Raw genomic sequence first — 21,297 nt, 5'->3', positions numbered from 1 at the left:
GAAAATATAGTTAATTTTTTACCTACTTATTTTCAGCAGTGGAGAAAATAAATGATTTTTGGTAATTATATTTCTTAATTTAAGTTATAAGAAATATTTTTATATATTTTTACAAAGGGAGTAGATGAGATGAATTATGTTAAAAAATTGGTTTTTGTCATTCTATGTACGTTGCTTTTAGCGGCATGCGCAGAGAAAGACAATTCTAACGCATCAAATACTGGAGATAAGTCTACTACAGAATCAGGTACAGCTAGTTCTAAAAATGAACTTGTCATCGCTGTAAATGAAAATTTTATTTCAATGGATCCGCATAACACAGGGGATACGAATTCGAGTTCTGTACAGGAGACAATGCTAGAAGGTTTGCTAGGCTTCGATGCAGATGGACAAATTATTAAGGTTTTAGCAGATGACTATTCAATTAGTGAAGACGCTCTAGTCTATACGTTCAAACTTAAAGAAGGGGTTACTTTCCATGACGGGGAACAGTTTAATGCTGAAGCTGTAAAGGTCAACATTGAACGGATCATGAATGATGAAAGCTTACGTTTATATTCTCGTGGTTTTAGCTTAATCAGCAATGTTGAAATTCTAAGTGACTATGAAATTAAAGTTACTTTAAAAGAACCATATGGACCAATGATTACGCGATTCGGCGTTGCCAAAATGATTAGTCCAAAAATGATTAAAGAAAATTCAGCAGATATACCTAAAAAACCTGTTGGTACAGGACCATATAAATTTGTTGAATGGGTACAAGGAGACCATTTAACAATTGAAAACTTTGATGGCTATTGGGATGGTGGAGAACGTGTTGCTAAAATCACCTATAAACCAGTGCCAGAAAATGGGTCGCGCGTAGCGATGCTAAAAGCGGGTGATGCTCAGGTTATCTATCCAGTGCCAGCACAAAATATTGATGAGCTTTCTAATAGTAAAGATGTAGAGGTGAATAAGGTTCCTTCTACAATTGCACATTATGTCTCATTAAATACCTATAAAAAACCTTTGGATGATATTAAAGTTCGACAAGCCTTTAACTATGCGGTGGACAAGGATGCTTATTTAAAAGTGGTGAATGCAGGGCTGGGTTTACCATTAGACTCCATTATTCCTTCTAAAACCGTTTATTATAAGCAGCAAAAAATGTATGAACACAATATTGAAAAGGCAAAAGAATTATTGGCTGAGGCAGGCTATCCAGATGGCTTCGATATTGAAATCTGGGGGAACACAAACTCAGATACGATGAAGGGTATGCAGTTTATTCAACAACAGTTAGGTCAAATCGGTGTAAAAGTAGAAATTAAATCAATGGAAGAAGGAACTTTATCAGACGAAATCTATGGTGCACAAACACCAGATGATGCGAAATTACAAATGTGGTATGTGAGTTGGTCAGCGTATGCTTCGGATATAACGAATGCAACAAAGCCTCTTTTCCATAGCGTATCATTCCCACCAAATGGTGCAAATACAGCTTATTATCATAATACGGAGGCAGATCAATTAATGGATGAAGCTAATTCTATTTCAGATGTAGATCGCCAAGCTGAACTATATGAAAAATTACAGGAAATCGTTTATCAAGATACACCTTGGATTTTCTTAGGGGTAGATGAAGTTGTATATGGTGTACGTTCAAATGTGAGCGGTGTACTAGTAAACCCTACAGGTGGACTTGATGTGAAGAATGCCAAAGTGGAGTAATGAACAGTAAAAGGAATTGATGCTCGTCAATTCCTTTTCTACAAAAATAGAAAGGAGGAAGGCCGCATGTGGAAGTATGTAGCAAGAAGAACTGTTGAAATGATACCGATATTAATTGTCATTTCCATATTAACATTCTTATTTATTCATTTCATACCAGGTGACCCTGCACGATTAGTAGCTGGTAAGGATGCCACGCTAGAAGATGTTGAAAATGTACGCCATGAGTTAGGTTTAGATAAACCCATTCTTAAACAATACATGGATTATATGAAAAATCTTGTGACGGGTGAGCTTGGAACATCCTTAACAACAGGACTACCTGTCATAGATATGTTTAAAACAAGGTTTATGCCTTCTCTTCATCTTACTTTCCTTTCCATGTTTTGGGCTACATTAATGGGTTTGGTGATTGGTGTTCTTTCTGCCATCAATAAAAACAAATGGCCTGATTATTTTGGAATGGTAACGGCTGTTTCTGGCATTTCGATTCCGGGATTTTGGCTGGGCTTATTATTGATTCAATTATTTTCAGTGCAGCTAGGGTTATTTCCAACAGGTGGATTAGACGGCTTTTCTAGTTATATTTTACCCTCCTTGACCTTAGGAGCTGGCATTATGTCAATGATCGCTCGATTTACTCGTTCTTCTATGCTTGAAACGTTACAAGCAGATTTTATAAGAACAGGGAGAGCAAAAGGACTGAAAGAACACTCCGTTATTGTGACCCATGCTTTAAGAAATTCCTTGATTTCTGTGGTAACTGTAGCAGGCTTACAATTTGGATTTCTCTTAGGAGGATCGGTGGTAGTGGAGACAGTTTTTAGTTTTCCAGGAATGGGACGACTTCTAATCGATTCGATTGCCTTTCGAGATTATCCCGTCATTCAGTCTGCACTGCTGTTATTTGCATTTGAATTTATTTTAGTCAATTTAATTGTTGATGTGCTTTATACCGTGTTAAATCCAAAAATCCAATTAAATTCTTAAGGGAGGGAACAAAATGACTTCACCAACTACTGTGCAAAATAGCCAAGTGCAAAATACACAAAGAAAATACTCTCCTCTTAAAGAATTTTGGAAGTCTTTTAAAAAACAAAAGGCTGCTTTGGTAGCAAGTATCTTTATAGGATTGTTAATTGTAGTCGCCATTATTGGACCTTATATCGCACCGTACGACCCTTTTGAACCAAATTATGATGCTTTATTAGAGGGACCAAGTGCAAGTCATTTGGCAGGAACGGACGAGTATGGTCGAGATATTTTTAGTCGTTTGATAGTAGGCGCAAAAATATCCTTGATGGTGAGTTTCAGTGCCGTATTTTTAGGCTTAATACTAGGAACTATTTTAGGTTTAATTAGCGGTTACTTTGGTGGGTGGATTGACAAAATCATCATGCGTAGCTGTGATGTACTGTTTTCATTCCCTGATTTATTGTTAGCGATTGCCATTGTAGCCTTATTGGGCCCTGGTATTAATAATGTCATCATTGCTGTGATGATCTTTAGTGTGCCATCTTTTGCACGTTTAGTCAGAGGTGCTACATTGAATGCGAAAGAGAATGTATACGTAGAGGCAGCACAATCAATGGGAGCTTCACATGTTAGAGTGCTGTGGAAACATATTTTCCCTGAAACCATTAGTGAATTAATCATTTTTGTCACAATGCGTATAGGAACAGCCATTTTAGCAGCTTCTGGTTTAAGTTTTTTAGGCTTAGGTGCAAGCCCTGAAATGCCTGAGTGGGGAGTCATGCTAAGTAGTGGGCGTGACTATTTAGGAACATCTTCGCACGTAGTCATCATGCCGGGCATTGCCATATTTTTAACCGTACTAGCATTTAACTTAATAGGTGATGGATTACGAGATGTATTAGATCCAAAAATAAAAAATAATTAAGGAGAATGCCTATGCCAGAACATGTATTGCGAGTAAGTGACTTAGAAACGTCCTTTACGCGTGATAATAAGGAAATCAAGATTTTAAGAGGTGTCAATTTTTCCATCGGTAAAGGAGAGATATTGGGCTTAGTGGGAGAATCGGGCAGTGGAAAAAGCTTAACATCGTTATCCATCATGCAATTATTTCACGGTACTACAGGCAAAATCGTCAATGGCTCTATCCATTTTAATGGGCATGACTTGACGAAAATGTCCGAATCAGAAATTCGGAAGATTCGTGGCAAGCAAATGGCCATGATTTTTCAAGAGCCCATGACTTCTTTAAATCCTGTCTTAAAAATAGGCAAGCAGTTAATGGAAGCAATTGAGATGCATTTGAAGCTGTCGAAGAACGAAAGTAAGCATCATGCAATCCAAATGTTAAAAAGCGTGGGCATAGGGAGGGCCGAGGAAATCATTTATGAATATCCACATCAGCTCTCAGGAGGAATGCGCCAGCGTGTAATGATTGCAATGGCTATGGCCTGCCACCCTAATTTACTTATTGCTGACGAACCAACCACTGCGCTTGATGTCACGATACAAGCTCAAATTTTAGAATTAATGAAAAAGCTAAAAGAAGAAAATGAGACAGCTATTTTATTAATTACACATGATTTAGGTGTTGTTGCGGAAATGTGCGATAGGGTAGTGGTCATGTATGCAGGGCAGGTTGTAGAGGAAGCAGATGTCTTTGAATTATTTGCTAGCCCCAAGCATCCCTATACAAAAGGTTTAATTGCATCTGTACCGAAAATTGGTGATAACAAAGAAGTATTAGATTCTATCAATGGTCAAGTACCATCCCCACAAAATATGCCGAATGGTTGTAAATTTGCTCCACGTTGTAATCAAGCGATGTCTATATGCCATCAGGAGAGTCCACCGACAGTAAAAATTTCGGCTACACGCCAATGTAGCTGCTGGCTATATGTGAAAAAGGATGTGGAAGTAAATGCCTAACAGTATATTAAAAGTGGAGAATTTAAAAAAGAGCTTTCAAATAGCCGGAGGGCTATTTCAAAAAAAGCAATATGTTAACGCGGTTATAGATGTTTCCTTTGAAATAGAGGAAGGTACGACATTCAGTCTAGTTGGAGAAAGTGGTTGTGGGAAATCTACTACAGGCAGATTAATTACTAGATTAATAGCACCAACGAATGGAAGTATCGTTGTGGATGGGAAAGAAGTAGCTACTGCAAAGCCATCTGAATTAAGGCACTTAAGGCAAACTGTTCAAATGATTTTTCAGGACCCCTATGCCTCATTGAATCCAAGAATGAAGGTCAAGGAGCTTGTTGGGGAACCTTTAGAAATTCATACAAAACTTTCGAAAGCAGAGCGTGAAAAACTAGTGCTTGAAATGCTGGAAGTCGTTGGATTAAATGCTGAACATGCCGATCGCTATGCACATGAGTTCAGTGGTGGACAAAGACAGCGTTTAGGTATTGCACGTGCTTTAATAACAAAGCCAAAATTAATTATTGCTGATGAGCCTGTGTCTGCGTTGGATGTATCTATACAATCGCAAATATTGAATCTATTAAAGCAATTACAGCAAGAATATAAAATATCGTATCTCTTTATTTCTCACGATTTAAGTGTTGTAGAGCATATTAGCCATTATATTGGGGTTATGTATTTAGGATCCATTGTAGAAATTGGGCGTAAAGAAACCATATTTAATGAACCAAAGCATCCATATACACAAGCGCTTATTGCTTCCGTACCAATTGCAGACCCAACATTACGAAAAAAGAAGATCGTTTTGACTGGTGATATTCCAAATCCTAAAAATCCGCCAAGTGGTTGTACCTTCCACACAAGGTGCCCCTTTGCATCAGATATATGTAAGCAAGCTATACCAGAAATGAAGAAAATTAACGAAGAGCAAAGTGTTGCATGTCACTTTGTTAACTAATGGAGAGGATGTTTATAAATGAAAATAGGGTTAAGCACATACAGCATGGTTAAAAAAATGAGACAGGGAGAGATGGATGTTCTGGATGTTTTACAATGGGTAGCAGACAACGGTGGTCAGCATGTAGAATTAGTGCCCTATGAATTTACTGTTGTAGATAACTATGAGCTTGCAACTGAAATTAAAGATAAAGCAGCAGAGCTAGGATTAGAGTTATCCGCCTATTCGTTACCAGCTAACTTTATTCAGGATACAGAGGAAGCTTTTTTAGAAGAAGTTGAACGTTTAAAGAAACATATTGATGTAGTACATCATATGGGTATTCAGATTTTGCGCCATGACGTTACACTTTTTACCTTACCAAAGGAGCAAACATCCATTCATTATTACAACGAGCACTTTGAAGAAATGCTTAGAGGCTGTCAGTTAATTGCAGATTACGCGAAACAATTTAATATTACGACAACGATTGAAAATCATGGCTTTAATGTTCAAACAAGTGATCGTGTACAACAATTAATTCATGCGGTAAACAGAGACAACTTTAAAACAACTTTAGATATCGGTAATTTTTTATGTATTGATGAAGAACCTCTCATTGGTGTTATGAAAAACATTCCTTATGCTGCTACGGTACATTTTAAAGATTTTTATATTCGTCCTTATTATGAAAATCCAGGTGAGGGCGAGTGGTTCCGTACAGTTCATAACAACTACATCAGAGGTGCTATTGTCGGACATGGCGATATAAATATTCGAGAAATTATTAAGCTCGTAAAAGGCAGTGGATATGATGGCTATCTTACTATTGAGTTTGAAGGAATGGAAGATTGTCAAGTTGGTTCAAAAATAGGAATGGATAATGTACGTCGTTTATGGGACGAATGCAAGCTCTAAAGGAGGAAAGTACATGAACAAATTAAAAGTTTGTGTCATTGGCACAGGTTCTATTTCAGATTTTCACTTAGGTTCCTATACGAATAATCCATTCGTTGAATTATATGGCGTGTATGATGCTTCTATTGAACGAGGCAAAGCGAAAGCAGCCCAATTTGGAGCAACGCATGTTTTTTCTACGAAAGAAGAGCTATTCGCAGATAAAAATGTGGATGCTGTCAGTATTTGTACATGGAATAATACGCATGCAGAATTGGCGATTCTTGCTTTGGAAAATGACTTACATGTTCTAATAGAAAAGCCGCTATCTATGACGTATGCAGAGGCTCTAAATATCCAAAAGGTTGCAGAAAAGCATCAGAAAGTATTTCAAGTGGGCTATGTAAGACGGTTTGCAACAAATACCAAAGTACTGAAAAGCTTCATTGACGATAACAAATTGGGCGATATTTATTATGCCAAAGCTTCCTGCCTAAGAAGATTAGGGAATCCAGGAGGCTGGTTTGCAGAAATTGATAAGTCTGGTGGCGGACCTTTAATTGATCTAGGGGTACATGTAATTGATATATGTTGGTATTTAATGGGTAGACCAAAGGTGAAGCGTATAACAGGTCATACTTACAATCAATTAGGAAATCGAAATCATATTGAAAATTTATCCTTTTACAAGGCTGCAGACTATGATGCTACTAAAAACACAGTAGAAGACTTAGCAAATGCCCTCATTACATTTGAGAATGGGGCGTCGCTAATGGTAGACGTTTCCTATACACTACATGCTATAAAAGAAGAAATAAGTATTAAGCTATATGGCACGAACGGTGGAGCAGAGCTAGAGCCTGAATTAAAAATTGTAAGTGAAGAGCATAATACGATTTTAAATATTCATCCTCAAATTAACGATCTAACATTTGATTTTGCGACTGCCTTTCAAAATGAAATCAATTCATTTGTTGATTGTTGCCTTCATCATTATGAATCAGTTGCACCTGTGGAAGATGGGGTAGAAATTATGAAAATCTTAGAAGGTATTTATATTTCTGCAACTGAAGGAAAGGAGGTTGTTTATTAAAATGGTGAAATTGGATAATAAAATCGGTGTGATAGTAGACAGCTTTCGTTTACCTATTCGTGAAGGTTTGTTAAAGGCGAAAGAAGTTGGTGCACAGGGTGTACAAATGTATGCCGTTTCAGGTGAATTGGACCCCGATAACCTAAGTGCTGAACAGAGAGCAGAATTGAAGGCGTATATCTTAGGGTTAGGTCTAGAAATCTCTGCCTTATGTGGAGATTTAGGAGGACATGGCTTCCAAGATAAAGCAGAAAATGCCCGGAAAATAAAGAAATCCAAAGACATACTGCAATTAGCCAAGGACCTAGGAACATCCATTGTTACAACCCATATCGGTATTATTCCTGAAGATGAAAATGACCCAATCTATCAAACAATGCTGGAAGCTTGTGAAGAATTAGGACAATATGCTACATCATTAGATGCTTATTTTGCGATTGAAACAGGACCAGAAACGAGTAAAACATTAAAAGGGTTTTTAGATAAGCTATCAACGAACGGTGTATCGGTTAATTTTGATCCTGCCAATATGGTGATGGTAACAAAAGATGATCCTGTAGCTGGAGTCAAACTATTAAAGAAGTATATTGTACATACACATGTAAAGGATGGTATTCAACTACAGTCAACGAATCCTAAAGATGTGTACGGGTACTTAGGATACGATTCTGGAACATCTCATGATAAAATAGAAGAAATGGTGGAAAATGGAGAGTTTTTCAGAGAACTTCCATTAGGTCATGGAGATGTCAATTTCGAGCTTTATTTTTCAGCTTTACAAGAAATCGGATACAATGGCTATTTAACTATTGAACGAGAAGTGAGATCAAATCCCGAAAAAGACATCAAAGAAGCTGTACAATTCATAGAAAAGTTTAAATAGGGGTTGAATCTAATTTGAAGAAGCAAGATCAAGTACAAATGCGAAGACAAAATAAATATATTGTGCTTGACGCAATAAGGCAGATGGCGCCAATTTCAAGAATTCAATTATCAAAACATACAAAAATGAGCCCTACGACCATTACTCGTATTGTGCAGGAGCTAGAAGCGGAAGGCTTTATTCTTGAAGGGGTATCGGAAGAAACAGCCATTGGTAGACGTCCTACGTTAATTCATATGCGCGAAGATGCTTTATATACGATTGGGATAGAAATTGACTGCTTTACTATTCGAATAGGGATACTAGATTTCTTGGGGAAGCTTATTGCCTTTCAGGAAGTCAAATGTAGCATCAAGCATCAATACGAAGAAGCCATACATCTACTAAAACGATCTATAGAAAATATCATGACAGAATATCAGATTGCTCAGGATAAATTACTAGGCATTGGGATAGGAATTCCAGGAGTAATCAATAACGAGGAAGGAATTATCGTTTCCTCTGAGCAATTGAAGTGGGAAAACTGCCATATAAGAGAAGATTTAAATGGTGTTTTGGGTTGTGAAGTCATCGTAGATAATGAATTAAAAATGCAAATCATTGCTGAAATTGGTGATATCTATACGCCACTGTATTCAAATTGTATTTTAGTCGGAATTGGAACGGGAATAGGAGCATCCATATTATTAAATGGAGAAGTGTATCGTGGCATTCAAAATAAAGCTGGAGAAATAAGTCATATAACAATTAATCCCTTTGGTGAAATGTGTCACTGTGGTAAAAGAGGATGCTTATCGATGTATGTTTCTGAAGTTACGCTGTTAAAAAGAACACCTAAAAATCTTAATATTCAATCAATAGAAGAGATTTTGCAGTGTGTTGATCAAGGTGAGCAATGGGCGATCGATATTCAACAAGATGTAGCTACTTTTCTAGCTATTGCCATCAATAATCTAGTTTGTTTATACGAACCAGAGGCTGTCATCGTCAGTGGAGAAATTATTGAGCACAATGTGACATTTCAAAAACTTCTTAGTGAAAAGTGTAAACAGTATATATGGAAGGAATTACAACCCTACTTTGATTTACAGTTTTCAAATCAATTAAAAGAAGGGGTTGTTAAAGGAGCGGCATTACAAGCACAAAAGCAGTTGCTGTCTGTTTAAAGAAAGGTTGGTTGATTCGTGGCTTACTCAGAATTTTTAAAGGAGTATCGTTCAGGATTAATGGAAAATGTGCATTATGGACAAATGAGTGCTGTGAATCTAACGAAGGAAGAATTCGTCTCTGTAGGTCAAGACTATGAGCCTGTGTATTTTCGTTCTGCAGCAAAACCATTTCAAGCCATTCCCATTTTTATGACTGATTTTATAGAAAAATACGGGATTACTTCAAATGAAAGTGCATTATTTCTGGCTTCGCAAAGAGGCGAAATTTATCATCAAGAGGCATTACTCTCTTTGCTGGAAAAACTCCCAATTCATGAAAATGATTTAATTTGTGCAGCATCCTATCCATTAAATGAGGAACCTAAAACACAGTATATTCAACAAGGATTTCAAAAGAGGAAACTCTTTCATAATTGCGCGGGCAAGCATTTAGGATTTTTAACTGCATGTCTAGCAAATGGCTATGATGTCAAGCAATATTGTCATCCAGCACATCCACTGCAACAGATGATAAAAAAATATATTGCTTATTTAAGTGAATATAAGATAGAGAGAATTCATACAGGGATTGATGGCTGTGGTGCGCCCGTCTTTGCGATTCCGTTAAAAAACATGGCCATTGCCTATTTAAAGTTAGCACGACCAGAATTAATTGATGATCAACTAATTCGTGAAGCAGTAATCAAGCTTACGTCAGTGATGAATCAAGAGAATCATATCATTGCAGCGCAAAACTTTATTTGTACGGCATTATTAAAGGACCCTAATATTGTGGCAAAGGGTGGAGCACAGGGTGTATACTGTTTTGCTCTTAGAGATGAAGGGGTAAGTTTTGCCTTGAAAATTATGAATGGCTCAGAAAGTCCATGGCCGAATGTAATTGCTTCTGTATTGGAACAAATTCAGTATAAAAATCAAGAAACAATTGAGCGTATTAAAGCATTGTCTCCTACATTTGTGCGCAATGATGCAGGGGTAGAGGTAGGAGAAATTGTATCTACAATTAAAATTGTCTAGAGGTGAAGGCACTTGCATGTTTTGGCAATAGACGGTGGTGGAACGAAAACGATTGCAACAATCTCAACATGTCATGGGCAAATTATGGCGCTAGCAGAAACAGGCAAAAGTAATCCCACGTCCATGAGCTTTGAGCATTTTACAGAGACGATAACAGAATTAATAAATGATTTAAAAAGACAACAGCCTCACGAATTTCAACGCATTACAAAGTGCCATGCGGGCCTGTCTGGTGTAACAGAAAATAATAATGAGAAAATTACCTATGCATTATTAACCTCGCTTTTACCGAAAGACTGTCAACTATCACTATCGAATGATGGAATGAACGCGCTGTATGCGGGGACCTTGGGGCAGCCAGGCATTGTACAAATTTCTGGTACGGGTGCGATTACACTCAGTATAGATGCATCTGGAAGAATTGAGCGCACAGCAGGATGGGGTTATATTTTTGATGATGAGGGCAGTGGCTATGATATTGGCATACGCACATTAAAAGCGGTATTTAAAGCATTCGATAAAAGAGGTCCTGAAACGCTTCTAACAGCAGCGGTATTAGAATATTTTCGTTTACATTCCGTTCCAGAGATAATTGAAGTGGTATATGGTGAAGGACATCCGAGGGATACCATATCTCCTTTAAGTAAGGTTGCAATTGAATGCGCTAAACGTGGTGATGGAGAAGCCAATACAATTATTGATCGAGTGTGCCATGTTTTTTATCAAAGTATAGATGCTTGTTACAAAAAAAACCCGTTTGCAGATAAGCGAGTCAAAGTAGTGCTGGCTGGTGGAGTTTTTAATGAATTGGAGCTATTTACTAAAAAATTAATCGCTATTGATAAAAAGAATAGTAATCAGTATGACTTCGTGGGTGCTTATAGCTTACCAGTAGGTGGTGCCGCTTTAGCTGCTTTAAATTTACCATATAATGAAGCAAAGCTATTTATCGATCAACATAATGCAAGTATGAAGAAGTTTTTAACGAATTAATCCCCCCTTAACTTAGCAAGTAGAGAATAGTATGTACAATATCTCTACTTGCATTTTGTCAGTCTCCTACTTTAAACATATATCCCTTATATGAATTATGAATAATCATGACGATTCCGATAAGCATAAAATTGGATAATAATGAACTTCCGCCATAGCTTAAAAAGGGTAGGGTGACACCTGTGACAGGTAAAAGCCCAATTGTCATACCGATATTTTGAGTAATTTGAAAGGCTAGTAAGCTTGAAATACCTGCCCCCATTAAAGTCATAAAGGGGTCTCGCGCTACTACCGTAATAACAACAATACGATAGATAACAAAAAATAGTAGCGCGATTACAAATGCTCCTCCAATAAAACCTAGCTCTTCTGCAATAGCAGAGAATATAAAATCGGTATGTTTTTCTGGTACATAGACATTGTTATGTAGATAGCCCTTGCCCACAAATTCTCCTGACCCAATAGCCATAAAGCCTTGGCGTACTTGAAAAGAAGAATCTGTATATTCATAAGGCTGAAGCCATCCATAAATTCTAGAAATCTGATGTCCTGATAGAGCACCTAAAACCTTCTCTGTAAAAAATTCATTAAATCTGACATAGAGCACTACCAGCGTACTGATGATAACTAGAGGAACAGCCGTAAATACGACAAGAAGCTTTCTATGAATACCTGAAAAGAAAATCATCGGTAAAATCATTGCCATATATAACATGACCATACCTGTATCGGGTTGTCTATAAACGAGTAGCGTAGGAGGAAGGACAATTAGCCCGATTTTTATAAGTAACCAAAAATCTGCTAGATAGGAGGGGCGGACATTTTTCTCTTGATGAGCAATAATGACCCTACTCACAACTATTAAAAAAGCGAATTTTAAAAATTCCGATGGTTGGAGAGAACCTAAAAACGGGATTTGATACCATGATTTTGCCTGATTGATCGTTCGAGCAATGCTTTCAGGTGCAACAATAAGACCAGCCGTTAAAGCAACTATTAGGAAGTAAAATGGCCATCCAATCTTCTTCAACTGTTCAATATCAAGCAAAGATATTCCAAGCATGATGGTTAATCCGATGATATAAAATAAAAACTGTTTGATAATAAAGGAGCTTGAATACTGTTCAAAATTTACACTACTAGAATGGACAAAAAGGCAACTAATAGCGCCGAGTAAAAGAAGACTTATTACTAAACTCCAATCTAACTTCTTGAATTGCGTCAAATGTAACACCTCCATTCTCTATTAAGAACGCTGACAATGTATGGAAGGTTGCGGATGTTTTTCTAAAAATAGTATGAATAAGAAGCAATCATCTGGCTAATTTAGCGAGTTAAATTACCTAAATAAAACTAAATGATGGGTATAAATTCTTAATGTTTCGATTAAAATTTACAAAAATATAACACTGGCTTTATATCTCTATACTATCATTATTGGTAAGAGTTGGAGGAGGAGCCAGGGATCATGCATTTTTTCCGTTTCATTAAGGTGAAGGACAAGTTACTTGTACTCATGATTGTTTGTGTATTATCGAATGTATTGCTAGGTATATTCAGTGTAGATTATTTAAGGAAAATGTCGTGGCATGCAAGTGAGAGTTATACACAGGGACTTGTCCCAATTGGATGGCTAAATGAGCTAGAAGAATCACAGCGTCGATTAGATTTAATAGTAGATTCGAAGGGCAACGATAAAGAAATGACAGCCATTTTACAAAATATGGCGCAGCCTTTAGAGCATCTAGATAGCCAAGAAATTGATAAAAAGATGAGTCATCAAATTAAGAAGTATAAGTCATTGCTTAAGAAGCAGGAAGAAGCCATCGAGAACTTTAAGCAATTGAACCATGGTGAGCTAGATCAGTTTTATGTGCAAACATTTTTACCAATTAGTCAGGAGAGTCATGCATTATTAGAAGACACGCAAAATTATTTGGTTCAACGAGCAAAAGATCAACAGCATGCTTATCAGAAAGATGTACAATTCGGTTACTGGTTACTAGGTGGTGTATGCTTAGCGGTTGTCTTGCTTGTTATCCTTATCGGCTTTATCGCAACGAAGGCAGTCAATGTACCAACCCGTCAACTAAAGTCCTTATTAAAACGTGCAGAACAAGGTGATTTCACTGCCAATGCAAGTTATGTAGCTCATGATGAGCTTGGTGAAGTAGTACTGTCCTACAATCAAATGGTAACAGAGGTGAAACGACTACTCCATACTGTGACAGACAGTGCCTATGAAGTAGAAGAAATGACAGGGAAATTGCAGAAATCCTCTGAGCAATCATCAACAACGACATTAAAAATAGCGAAGGATGTACAATCTATCTCAGAGTCAACGTCTGCTTCTTCTAGTAAATTAGCTTCGAATACGGCTTCCTTAGAGGAGGTTTTAAATGATGTACAGGTTATTTTAGAAAAGGTTCAGGTTGTAGAAAGTTTTGCGCAAAAAACGGCCAGAGATGCAGAAAGTGGAACTGAAATTGTGCAGGCTAATTTAACGCAAATGCAAGCTATTAAGCAGGCAGTTGAAAAATCTAATACAGCTATCTTTAATTTAGTAGAGCGGGCTGCATCGATCGATCAAATGATTGAAGTAATAGAAAGAATAACAGCACAAACTAATTTACTGGCTTTAAATGCGTCAATTGAAGCCGCAAGAGCAGGAGAGCATGGTAAAGGTTTTGCAGTAGTGGCTAATGAGGTTCGTAAGCTTGCAGAGCAAACTGTTCAATCGACACAAACGATTACATCCATTGTACAGAACATCCATTTAGATTCGAATTATGCGGTACAAATGATGGAAGGCGTTTTAGTGGCGACTGAAAAAGGTGTAGCTGTTACAGGACAAACTGCGTCAAGTTTTGATCAAATTTTAGAAAAAGTACATACTATTAAGCCTTATATGATGGAAGTATCTGCTACGGTTCAAGAGATTGCCAATCACACGAAGAAGGTAAGTGAGGATGCAGGTATGCTGACCGCCTTATCCGATACGAATGCCGTGTCTACTAAGCATGTTGCTACGTTAACAGCTGATCAATTAACAGCTCAGCAACAGTTCCATAATTATATAAAGGAATTGCGCAAAGTATCAAAAGTTTTGCAAATAGCTGTCAAACGTTTTTCGATATAATTTAATATTAAAGAATAATATTCGAAAAGGGTCTTCTTTGCAAAAAATAGCAAAGAAGATTCTTTTTTTGCATGGTTACAAAACTAGCTTATGAAAGTGTAAATGTTTTGTGTTTTTGAGGTGTACAAATGTGTTTTGTATATTTTTGTAGCACAATGTTTTTCATGTTCTCATATACTGTGAATAAGGGATTATCTGTTCTTTGTAAGGAATATTATTAATATAATTGTTGTATTTTCAAAACGAACACATTATAATGAATTTCATTGAAAGTGTTATTAAATCAATGTTTATTAATGTATTTTTGTACTTTCAGAAAGTACAATTGTTCACATGTGGAGGTTTTGGGAAATGAAAAAGATTATTGTTACTGGAGCACTTGGTCAAATTGGTTCTGAGCTTGTAGAAAAACTTCGTGGTATTTATGGAGAGGACAATATACTTGCTACAGACATTAGAAAGCTTGAACATACTAAGGGCCCATTTGAAATATTGGACGTGACAGATGGACAAAGAATGCATGATTTAGCAAAGGACTTCGGTGCAGATACAATGATGCATTTAGCAGCATTATTATCAGCTACAGCAGAAAGAAATCCATTGTTAGCTTGGAATTTAAATATGGGTGGATTAATGAATGCGTTGGAGGTTTCACGTGAGTTAAATATGCAATTTTTCACGCCAAGCTCAATTGGTGCGTTTGGTCCGTCTACACCTAAGGAAGATACACCACAGGATACTTTGCAAAGACCAACAACTATGTATGGGGTAAATAAGGTAGCGGGTGAGTTATTATGCGATTATTACTTCAATCGTTTTGGTGTTGATACACGTGGCGTACGCTTCCCAGGACTAATTTCTTATGTAACACCTCCAGGTGGTGGTACAACAGATTATGCAGTAGAAATTTTCTATGAAGCCATCGAACAAGGCAAATATACATCGTATATTCAGGAAGGTACATTTATGGATATGATGTACATGCCAGATGCCTTACAAGCTATTGTGGATTTAATGGAAGCAGACGGTAGTAAGCTTGTTCATCGCAATGCTTTTAATATTACAGCTATGAGCTTCGAACCTTCGCAAATCGCGGCTGAAATCAAGAAACACTTACCAAATTTCACAATGAGCTATCAGGTAGATCCAGTTCGTCAGGCCATTGCAGATAGCTGGCCAAACTCTTTAAATATTGAAGCGGCTCAAAAAGAGTGGGGCTTCAAAGCAGAATATGATTTAGCTAAAATGACAGTAGATATGTTAGAAAAATTGAAAATCAAACTGCATAAAAAAGCCATTTCATAAAAGATGGGCAACGGGTGAAGATCTAAACTTCATCCGTTTTTTTATATATAAAAGAAAATTATTGGAATATATAGATTAAATTATGAAATTAAAATATAATAATATTCGGAATATTAATAGTATTCAGTTTAATTGATGCTATAACAATTTCACAAGGGGAAATTCACAAATGAAGGGATGATGGGTTTTATGATGCAAGCACCATTAGTTTTAACTAGTTTTTTCAAGCGAGCAGAGAGCTATTTTGCAAGAAAATCAATTATTTCACGGACAAGCCCACACAAAATACATCGTTTAACATATGGGCAGTGGGCAAAAAGAACGCGTCGTTTAGCAGATGCCCTTACAAAGCTTGGGATGACAAGAGGAACAAAAGTCGGCTCCTTTGCGTGGAATCAGCATCGGCATTTAGAAGCTTATTTTGCTGTGCCTTGCTCAGGGGCAATCTTACACATGGTGAATATTCGGTTATCAGAAGAACACTTAATCTATATTATTAATCATGCAGAAGATGAGATTTTAATGGTCGATGTAGATTTATTGCCGATCATTGAAAATATTGCGCCAAAACTTAAGACAGTGAAACACTATATCATTATGACGGATGAACCAGCTTTGCCGAAGACTACACTACAAAATGTTTTATCCTATGAGGACATATTAGCTTCGGCTGATGAAAATTTTCAATTTCCAGAGGATATTGACGAAGAAGCACCTGCTGGTATGTGCTATACAAGTGCTACGACAGGGAATCCAAAGGGGGTTGTCTATTCCCATCGGGGTTTAGTTTTACACAGTATCATGCTGAGTATGTCTGACTCTATGGGGATTGCGGAAAGGGATGTGGTGATGCCGATTGTACCCATGTTTCATGCAAATGCATGGGGCTTACCTTTTGCTAGTGTCAATGTGGGTGCTACACAAGTTCTACCAGGTCCGCAATTTACTTCAGCATTAATAATGGATTTAATCGAGCAAGAAAAGGTTACATTAACTGCTGGTGTACCAACCATTTGGATAGGCGCCTTACAGGAGCAGGAAAAGAAAGAGCGAGATATTAGCTCTTTAAGAGCGATATGCTGTGGTGGATCGGCTTCACCAACTCGACTCATTCGGACATTTGAAGAAAAGTACGGTATTCCTTATATTGTTGTATATGGCATGACGGAAACTACACCAATCGTGGCATTGTCCAACTATATGTCATGGATGGAAGATTGGCCGATTGAAAAACGTATTGAAGCTCGAGCGATGCAAGGGATGACAATGGCAGGTATCGAATCTAGTATTATTAATGAGGCGGGTGAGGTACCTTGGGATGGCGAAACAATGGGGGAATTACGTTTAAAAGGCCCATGGATTTCCAACGAATACTATCGTGATGAGCGAACAGCAGATGCCTATCGAGATGGTTGGTTATATACTGGTGATATTGCTGTACGAACAGCAGATGGCTTTATTAAAATAACAGACCGTACGAAGGATCTTATTAAATCAGGTGGGGAATGGATTTCCTCTGTTGATTTGGAAAATGCACTGATGACGCATGATGCCGTTTTAGAAGCGGCTGTCATTGCCATGCCCCATGCAAAATGGCAGGAGCGTCCATTAGCTTGTGTTGTATTGAAAGAGGGACAATCAGTAACTGAACCAGAGCTTCTTGCTTTTTTAGAAAATCAATTTGCCAAGTGGTGGGTACCAGATGCAGTCGTCTTTCTAGAAGAAATTCCAAAGACATCTGTCGGAAAATTCCTGAAAGCGAAGCTGCGAGATAATGTAGCAGAAATTTATCCTAAATCATTGGTATAGGTAAAAGAGCGACTTCTATAAACGGAAGTCGCTCTTTTTTGAGTTATTTAGTTAACATGTGGAAGACTTGTTCAACGTCTTTATCGCCACGACCTGATATATTAATAATAATGCTTTCCTCAGGTGATAAAGTTGGTGCTAATTTTAGAGCATGTGCGACTGCATGTGAGCTTTCAAGAGCAGGAATAATACCTTCAACCTTAGAAAGTACTTGGAAGGCATCTAAAACTTCTTCATTTGTCACGGTCACATACTCAGCACGACCGATTGTTTTCAAATGGCTATGCTCAGGCCCTGCACCTGGATAATCTAAACCAGCTGCTATTGAATAGGTAGGGAGTGGGTTACCTTCTGCGTCCTGAAGTACTAAACATTTGAAGCCGTGTAGCTCTCCTGGTGTTCCTTCGTTTAAGGTAGCAGCTTTGTCTGGCTCTATTCCAATAAGACGAACATTCTCGTCTGCAATATAGTCAGCAAATGCCCCAATAGCATTACTACCGCCTCCTACACAGGCAAGAACAGCTGTTGGCAGCTTTCCTTCCTTTTTTAAAATCTGTTCACGACTTTCACGGCTAATCACTGATTGAAAATGTTTAACCATTGATGGGAAGGGGTGTGGTCCAACTGCTGAGCCTAATAAATAGAAGGTTGTTTCATAGTTTTCTACTAAGTCAGCGAATGCTTCATCTACAGCATCCTTTAAGCGGCCTTGCCCTTTATCGACAGCTACAACTTTCGCTCCGAGAAGTTCCATGCGAAATACGTTCAATGCCTGACGTTTTGTATCTTCCAAGCCCATATAAATCGTGCAATCCATTCCAAACATGGCACACGCTGTAGCTGTTGCTACTCCATGTTGTCCTGCACCTGTTTCGGCAATCACGCGATTTGCTCCCATACGTTTAGCTAGTAAAATTTGTCCTAATACATTATTGATTTTATGTGAGCCTGTATGGTTAAGGTCTTCACGTTTTAAATAGATTTTTGCGCCACCTAATTGCTGTGTTAAATTTTCTGCAAAATAAAGAGGGGATTTACGCCCGACATATTCACGGAAATAGTAATCTAATTCTTGCTTAAAATCATCATCCTCTTTATACTTTTGAAAATTCTCATCTAGTCTATTTAAAACATTTTGAAGCTCCTTTGGAACAAAGCTTCCACCAAATTCACCGAAATATCCCTTTTTTTCTACTACTGTACTCATCTTAACTCGACTCCTCTATGCTGATTTTTCCAAAAAAAAAGCCACTCCAATCCCTCATAAAAAGGACGAGTAACCGTGGTGCCACCTTCATTCGCAATTTTTGCGCGCTTTCCTGCTCCGGTAACGGGGAGCGAAACGGCCTTACATTTGATAAGGCTGCTCTGAAGTCCATTCACAAGTCTGTACTACTGGTTTGCACCAACCACCAGCTCTCTTAAAGTAACAATGCTTGCTACTACTCTTCTTCCTTGCATTTATTAGAAAGAATTGTAGAGTATTTTCAGAATAGTGTCAAGAAAAAAGACGAATCTAAAAAGATCCGTCCGTTAAATCAAATTTTTAAAGTGAAGGCGTTTGTTTAATACATACATAATCGGTGCACCTACAGCTAATACAACAAATTCACCCGCCGCGACTGTAAGCCAAGTCCAGAAAAATGGCAACTCTAAAGCCAAGTTCAGCTCAAAGGCAATGATAAACATAGTACATGTAAAGAGCAATGTATTAATAATTAAACGTGCCCAAATATTTTTGACAAATTTACAGATTAAAATAAACAGGCCGAGTGTAATCATTGAATGACCTACACCAAACACTAAATCGTAAATGCCAAGTGGTGAAAAGAGATTAGAGATCAATACTCCAATAATAATCCCTACGGCAAAGCGTGGATTAAAGGCCACTAAATGGTTAAACATCTCAGATACTCGGAACTGAACCTCTGTAAAACCAAATGGTGCAACAAGCATGGTTACAGCTATATAGAGAGCCGCAATGATACCACTTGCTGCTAAAAATTTTATCTTCATATTCATTTCTCCTTAGTTTTTTTTCGTGGGATGGTTACGAACCACGGTGCTTTCACACAAGTAAATATTCTATTATAGATATCTAGTAGAAGTCAAATGTCAGACTTTGTCTATAATGTCCTATTGCCGCAAAATTGTCATAAATATTTTTTACTATGTTGAAAAAGGAAATAGAATAACTAAAACAGCGTAGTTTAGCGGTTTAAAGCGCCGAATTAAATGAAAAACTAAAATATTTTGTCAATTTTAAAAGTCAGAACATTCATAATGTTGTTGACGGAGCTCGATAATAACGATAATATAGCGATACATTCACACTTTGTTTGGATAAAGTGCGATAGATATTCGAGAATATAATCGGGGGGATTATTTGTGAAAAGCAATGTAAAGAAGTTGTCATTCCTTCTTTTTGGATTAGTGTTGCTTCTTGCTGCTTGTGGTAGCGGTGGCTCTGGTACAACAGATTCAAAAGGAAATGAAACAAACAATGCTAGTGAGAGCGGAAATGCAGACGATAAAACATATAAAATCGGGATTACTCAAATTGTTGAGCATCCATCGTTAAACGCAGCAACGGAAGGCTTTAAAAAAGCAATTGAAGATGCTGGCTTAAAAGTTGAATACGATCCACAAATTGCACAGGGAGATAATAGCCTTAACACAACAATTGCTAACAATCTAGTAAGTGCAAACGTAGATTTAATTTTTGCAAACTCTACACCTTCTGCTCAAGCCGCTGCAACAGCAACAAGTGATATTCCAATTATTTTTACATCTGTTACAGATGCTGTTGGTGCACAGTTAATTGACTCAATGGAGAAGCCAGGGAAAAATATTACAGGCACAATCGATTTACATCCTGAAACGATATCTAAAACTGTAGCATTCCTAAAAGAACTTGGCGCGAAAAAAGTAGGGATGGTCTACAATGCCGGTGAGCAAAACTCAGTTGCACAAGTTTCAGAAGTGAAAAAGGTTATGGACGAACAAGGTTTAGCGGTGGTAGAAGCATCAGCATCTACTTCAGCAGATGTAAAACAAGCGACAGAATCTCTAATTGGTAAAGTAGACGCTTTCTATATTATTACTGATAACACAGTAGTTTCTGCATTAGAGTCGGTAATTGATGTTGCCAATACGAATAAATTACCATTAATCGTAGGAGAACTAGATTCTGTAGCACGTGGCGGTTTAGCTGCTTATGGGTTTGAATATTTCGATATCGGTTATGAAGCAGGTCAAATGGCTGTGAAAATTTTAAAAGGTGAAGCGACACCTGCCGATACACCAGCACAATACCCACAAAATCTGAAATTATTAATCAATAAAAAAGTTGCAGATGATTTAGGAATCGAAATTAAAGATTCTTGGGGTGCCGAAATTCTAGAACAGTAAAACGAAGCGGGGTGAATTATCCCCGCT

The 21,297-nt window shown here is 37.5% G+C and carries 18 protein-coding genes, 1 riboswitch and 1 other annotated feature; of the genes, 15 read left to right on the top strand and 3 right to left on the bottom strand.

Annotation, left to right across the window (positions count from 1 at the left end; all coding sequences use genetic code 11):
* Nucleotides 1–129 precede the first annotated feature (129 nt).
* The 11 genes from JIN86_RS12215 to JIN86_RS12165 all read left to right on the top strand — a co-directional run bounded on the left by JIN86_RS12215 (nucleotide 130) and on the right by JIN86_RS12165 (nucleotide 11,606).
* Nucleotides 130–1,713, top strand: coding sequence for a glutathione ABC transporter substrate-binding protein (locus JIN86_RS12215; protein ID WP_009371622.1), 1,584 nt, complete (start codon nucleotides 130–132; stop codon nucleotides 1,711–1,713).
* Between the two features lie 66 nt (nucleotides 1,714–1,779).
* A complete protein-coding gene (nikB, locus tag JIN86_RS12210; protein WP_004225489.1) occupies nucleotides 1,780–2,703 on the top strand; it encodes a nickel ABC transporter permease in 924 nt (307 codons plus the stop codon).
* Between the two features lie 13 nt (nucleotides 2,704–2,716).
* Nucleotides 2,717–3,613 carry an ABC transporter permease gene (locus JIN86_RS12205; protein ID WP_009371621.1) on the top strand — a complete coding sequence of 299 codons (897 nt, stop codon included), beginning with the start codon at nucleotides 2,717–2,719 and terminating at the stop codon, nucleotides 3,611–3,613.
* Between the two features lie 11 nt (nucleotides 3,614–3,624).
* Nucleotides 3,625–4,617 (top strand): ABC transporter ATP-binding protein, encoded by a 993-nt coding sequence (locus tag JIN86_RS12200; protein ID WP_202342042.1) that lies wholly within the window; start codon nucleotides 3,625–3,627, stop codon nucleotides 4,615–4,617.
* Nucleotides 4,610–5,575 carry an ABC transporter ATP-binding protein gene (locus tag JIN86_RS12195; RefSeq protein WP_009371619.1) on the top strand — a complete coding sequence of 322 codons (966 nt, stop codon included), beginning with the start codon at nucleotides 4,610–4,612 and terminating at the stop codon, nucleotides 5,573–5,575. Before JIN86_RS12200 ends, JIN86_RS12195 begins: the two co-directional genes overlap by 8 nt.
* A gap of 18 nt (nucleotides 5,576–5,593) precedes the next feature.
* Nucleotides 5,594–6,472 carry a sugar phosphate isomerase/epimerase family protein gene (locus JIN86_RS12190; RefSeq protein WP_202342041.1) on the top strand — a complete coding sequence of 293 codons (879 nt, stop codon included), beginning with the start codon at nucleotides 5,594–5,596 and terminating at the stop codon, nucleotides 6,470–6,472.
* 13 nt (nucleotides 6,473–6,485) lie between these two features.
* Nucleotides 6,486–7,544: a Gfo/Idh/MocA family protein gene (locus JIN86_RS12185; protein ID WP_004225482.1), complete on the top strand. Its 1,059-nt coding sequence runs from the start codon at nucleotides 6,486–6,488 to the stop codon at nucleotides 7,542–7,544.
* A 1-nt stretch (nucleotide 7,545) separates the two neighbouring features.
* Nucleotides 7,546–8,427, top strand: a complete 882-nt coding sequence (locus JIN86_RS12180) for a sugar phosphate isomerase/epimerase family protein (RefSeq protein ID WP_004225480.1) — start codon at nucleotides 7,546–7,548, stop codon at nucleotides 8,425–8,427.
* A 14-nt stretch (nucleotides 8,428–8,441) separates the two neighbouring features.
* Nucleotides 8,442–9,593, top strand: a complete 1,152-nt coding sequence (locus JIN86_RS12175; protein ID WP_202342040.1) for an ROK family transcriptional regulator — start codon at nucleotides 8,442–8,444, stop codon at nucleotides 9,591–9,593.
* Between the two features lie 18 nt (nucleotides 9,594–9,611).
* Complete coding sequence (locus JIN86_RS12170; RefSeq protein WP_202342039.1) at nucleotides 9,612–10,613, top strand: asparaginase; 1,002 nt, start codon at nucleotides 9,612–9,614, stop codon at nucleotides 10,611–10,613.
* A gap of 12 nt (nucleotides 10,614–10,625) precedes the next feature.
* Nucleotides 10,626–11,606 (top strand): N-acetylglucosamine kinase, encoded by a 981-nt coding sequence (locus tag JIN86_RS12165; RefSeq protein ID WP_202342038.1) that lies wholly within the window; start codon nucleotides 10,626–10,628, stop codon nucleotides 11,604–11,606.
* Between the two features lie 58 nt (nucleotides 11,607–11,664).
* Here JIN86_RS12165 and JIN86_RS12160 read toward each other — a convergent pair whose 3' ends face one another.
* On the bottom strand, nucleotides 11,665–12,840 hold the full coding sequence (locus JIN86_RS12160; protein WP_370568688.1) for an FtsW/RodA/SpoVE family cell cycle protein: 1,176 nt from the start codon (nucleotides 12,838–12,840) through the stop codon (nucleotides 11,665–11,667).
* Nucleotides 12,841–13,074: 234 nt separating this feature from the next.
* Between JIN86_RS12160 and JIN86_RS12155 the strand changes: the two genes are divergently transcribed.
* The 3 genes from JIN86_RS12155 (at nucleotide 13,075) to JIN86_RS12145 (ending at nucleotide 17,859) form a co-directional block, all read left to right on the top strand.
* The gene (locus JIN86_RS12155) at nucleotides 13,075–14,745 is read left to right on the top strand and encodes a methyl-accepting chemotaxis protein (RefSeq protein WP_202342036.1); all 1,671 of its coding nucleotides are present in this window, start codon (nucleotides 13,075–13,077) and stop codon (nucleotides 14,743–14,745) included.
* A 351-nt stretch (nucleotides 14,746–15,096) separates the two neighbouring features.
* A complete protein-coding gene (locus tag JIN86_RS12150) occupies nucleotides 15,097–16,050 on the top strand; it encodes an L-threonine 3-dehydrogenase (RefSeq protein WP_004225462.1) in 954 nt (317 codons plus the stop codon).
* Nucleotides 16,051–16,239: 189 nt separating this feature from the next.
* Nucleotides 16,240–17,859 (top strand): long-chain fatty acid--CoA ligase, encoded by a 1,620-nt coding sequence (locus JIN86_RS12145; protein WP_202342035.1) that lies wholly within the window; start codon nucleotides 16,240–16,242, stop codon nucleotides 17,857–17,859.
* 43 nt (nucleotides 17,860–17,902) lie between these two features.
* On the opposite strand, the gene trpB is transcribed toward JIN86_RS12145, so the two are convergent.
* Nucleotides 17,903–19,066 carry a tryptophan synthase subunit beta gene (trpB, locus tag JIN86_RS12140; protein ID WP_202342034.1) on the bottom strand — a complete coding sequence of 388 codons (1,164 nt, stop codon included), beginning with the start codon at nucleotides 19,064–19,066 and terminating at the stop codon, nucleotides 17,903–17,905.
* A 58-nt stretch (nucleotides 19,067–19,124) separates the two neighbouring features.
* Nucleotides 19,125–19,324: a binding site (T-box leader), on the bottom strand.
* A gap of 68 nt (nucleotides 19,325–19,392) precedes the next feature.
* A complete protein-coding gene (locus JIN86_RS12135; protein WP_048393417.1) occupies nucleotides 19,393–19,875 on the bottom strand; it encodes a QueT transporter family protein in 483 nt (160 codons plus the stop codon).
* A 6-nt stretch (nucleotides 19,876–19,881) separates the two neighbouring features.
* A riboswitch (PreQ1 riboswitch) is annotated at nucleotides 19,882–19,926 on the bottom strand.
* Between the two features lie 321 nt (nucleotides 19,927–20,247).
* Here JIN86_RS12135 and JIN86_RS12130 point away from each other — a divergent pair.
* Nucleotides 20,248–21,270, top strand: a complete 1,023-nt coding sequence (locus tag JIN86_RS12130) for an ABC transporter substrate-binding protein (protein WP_202342033.1) — start codon at nucleotides 20,248–20,250, stop codon at nucleotides 21,268–21,270.
* The last annotated feature ends 27 nt before the right edge of the window (nucleotides 21,271–21,297 follow it).

Source organism: Lysinibacillus sp. HST-98 (assembly GCF_016757845.1).
In the GTDB taxonomy this organism is placed as follows: Bacteria; Bacillota; Bacilli; order Bacillales_A; family Planococcaceae; genus Lysinibacillus; species Lysinibacillus capsici.
Note: the sequence above shows the minus strand (reverse complement) of the source record. Positions and strands in the feature narration are given on the sequence as shown.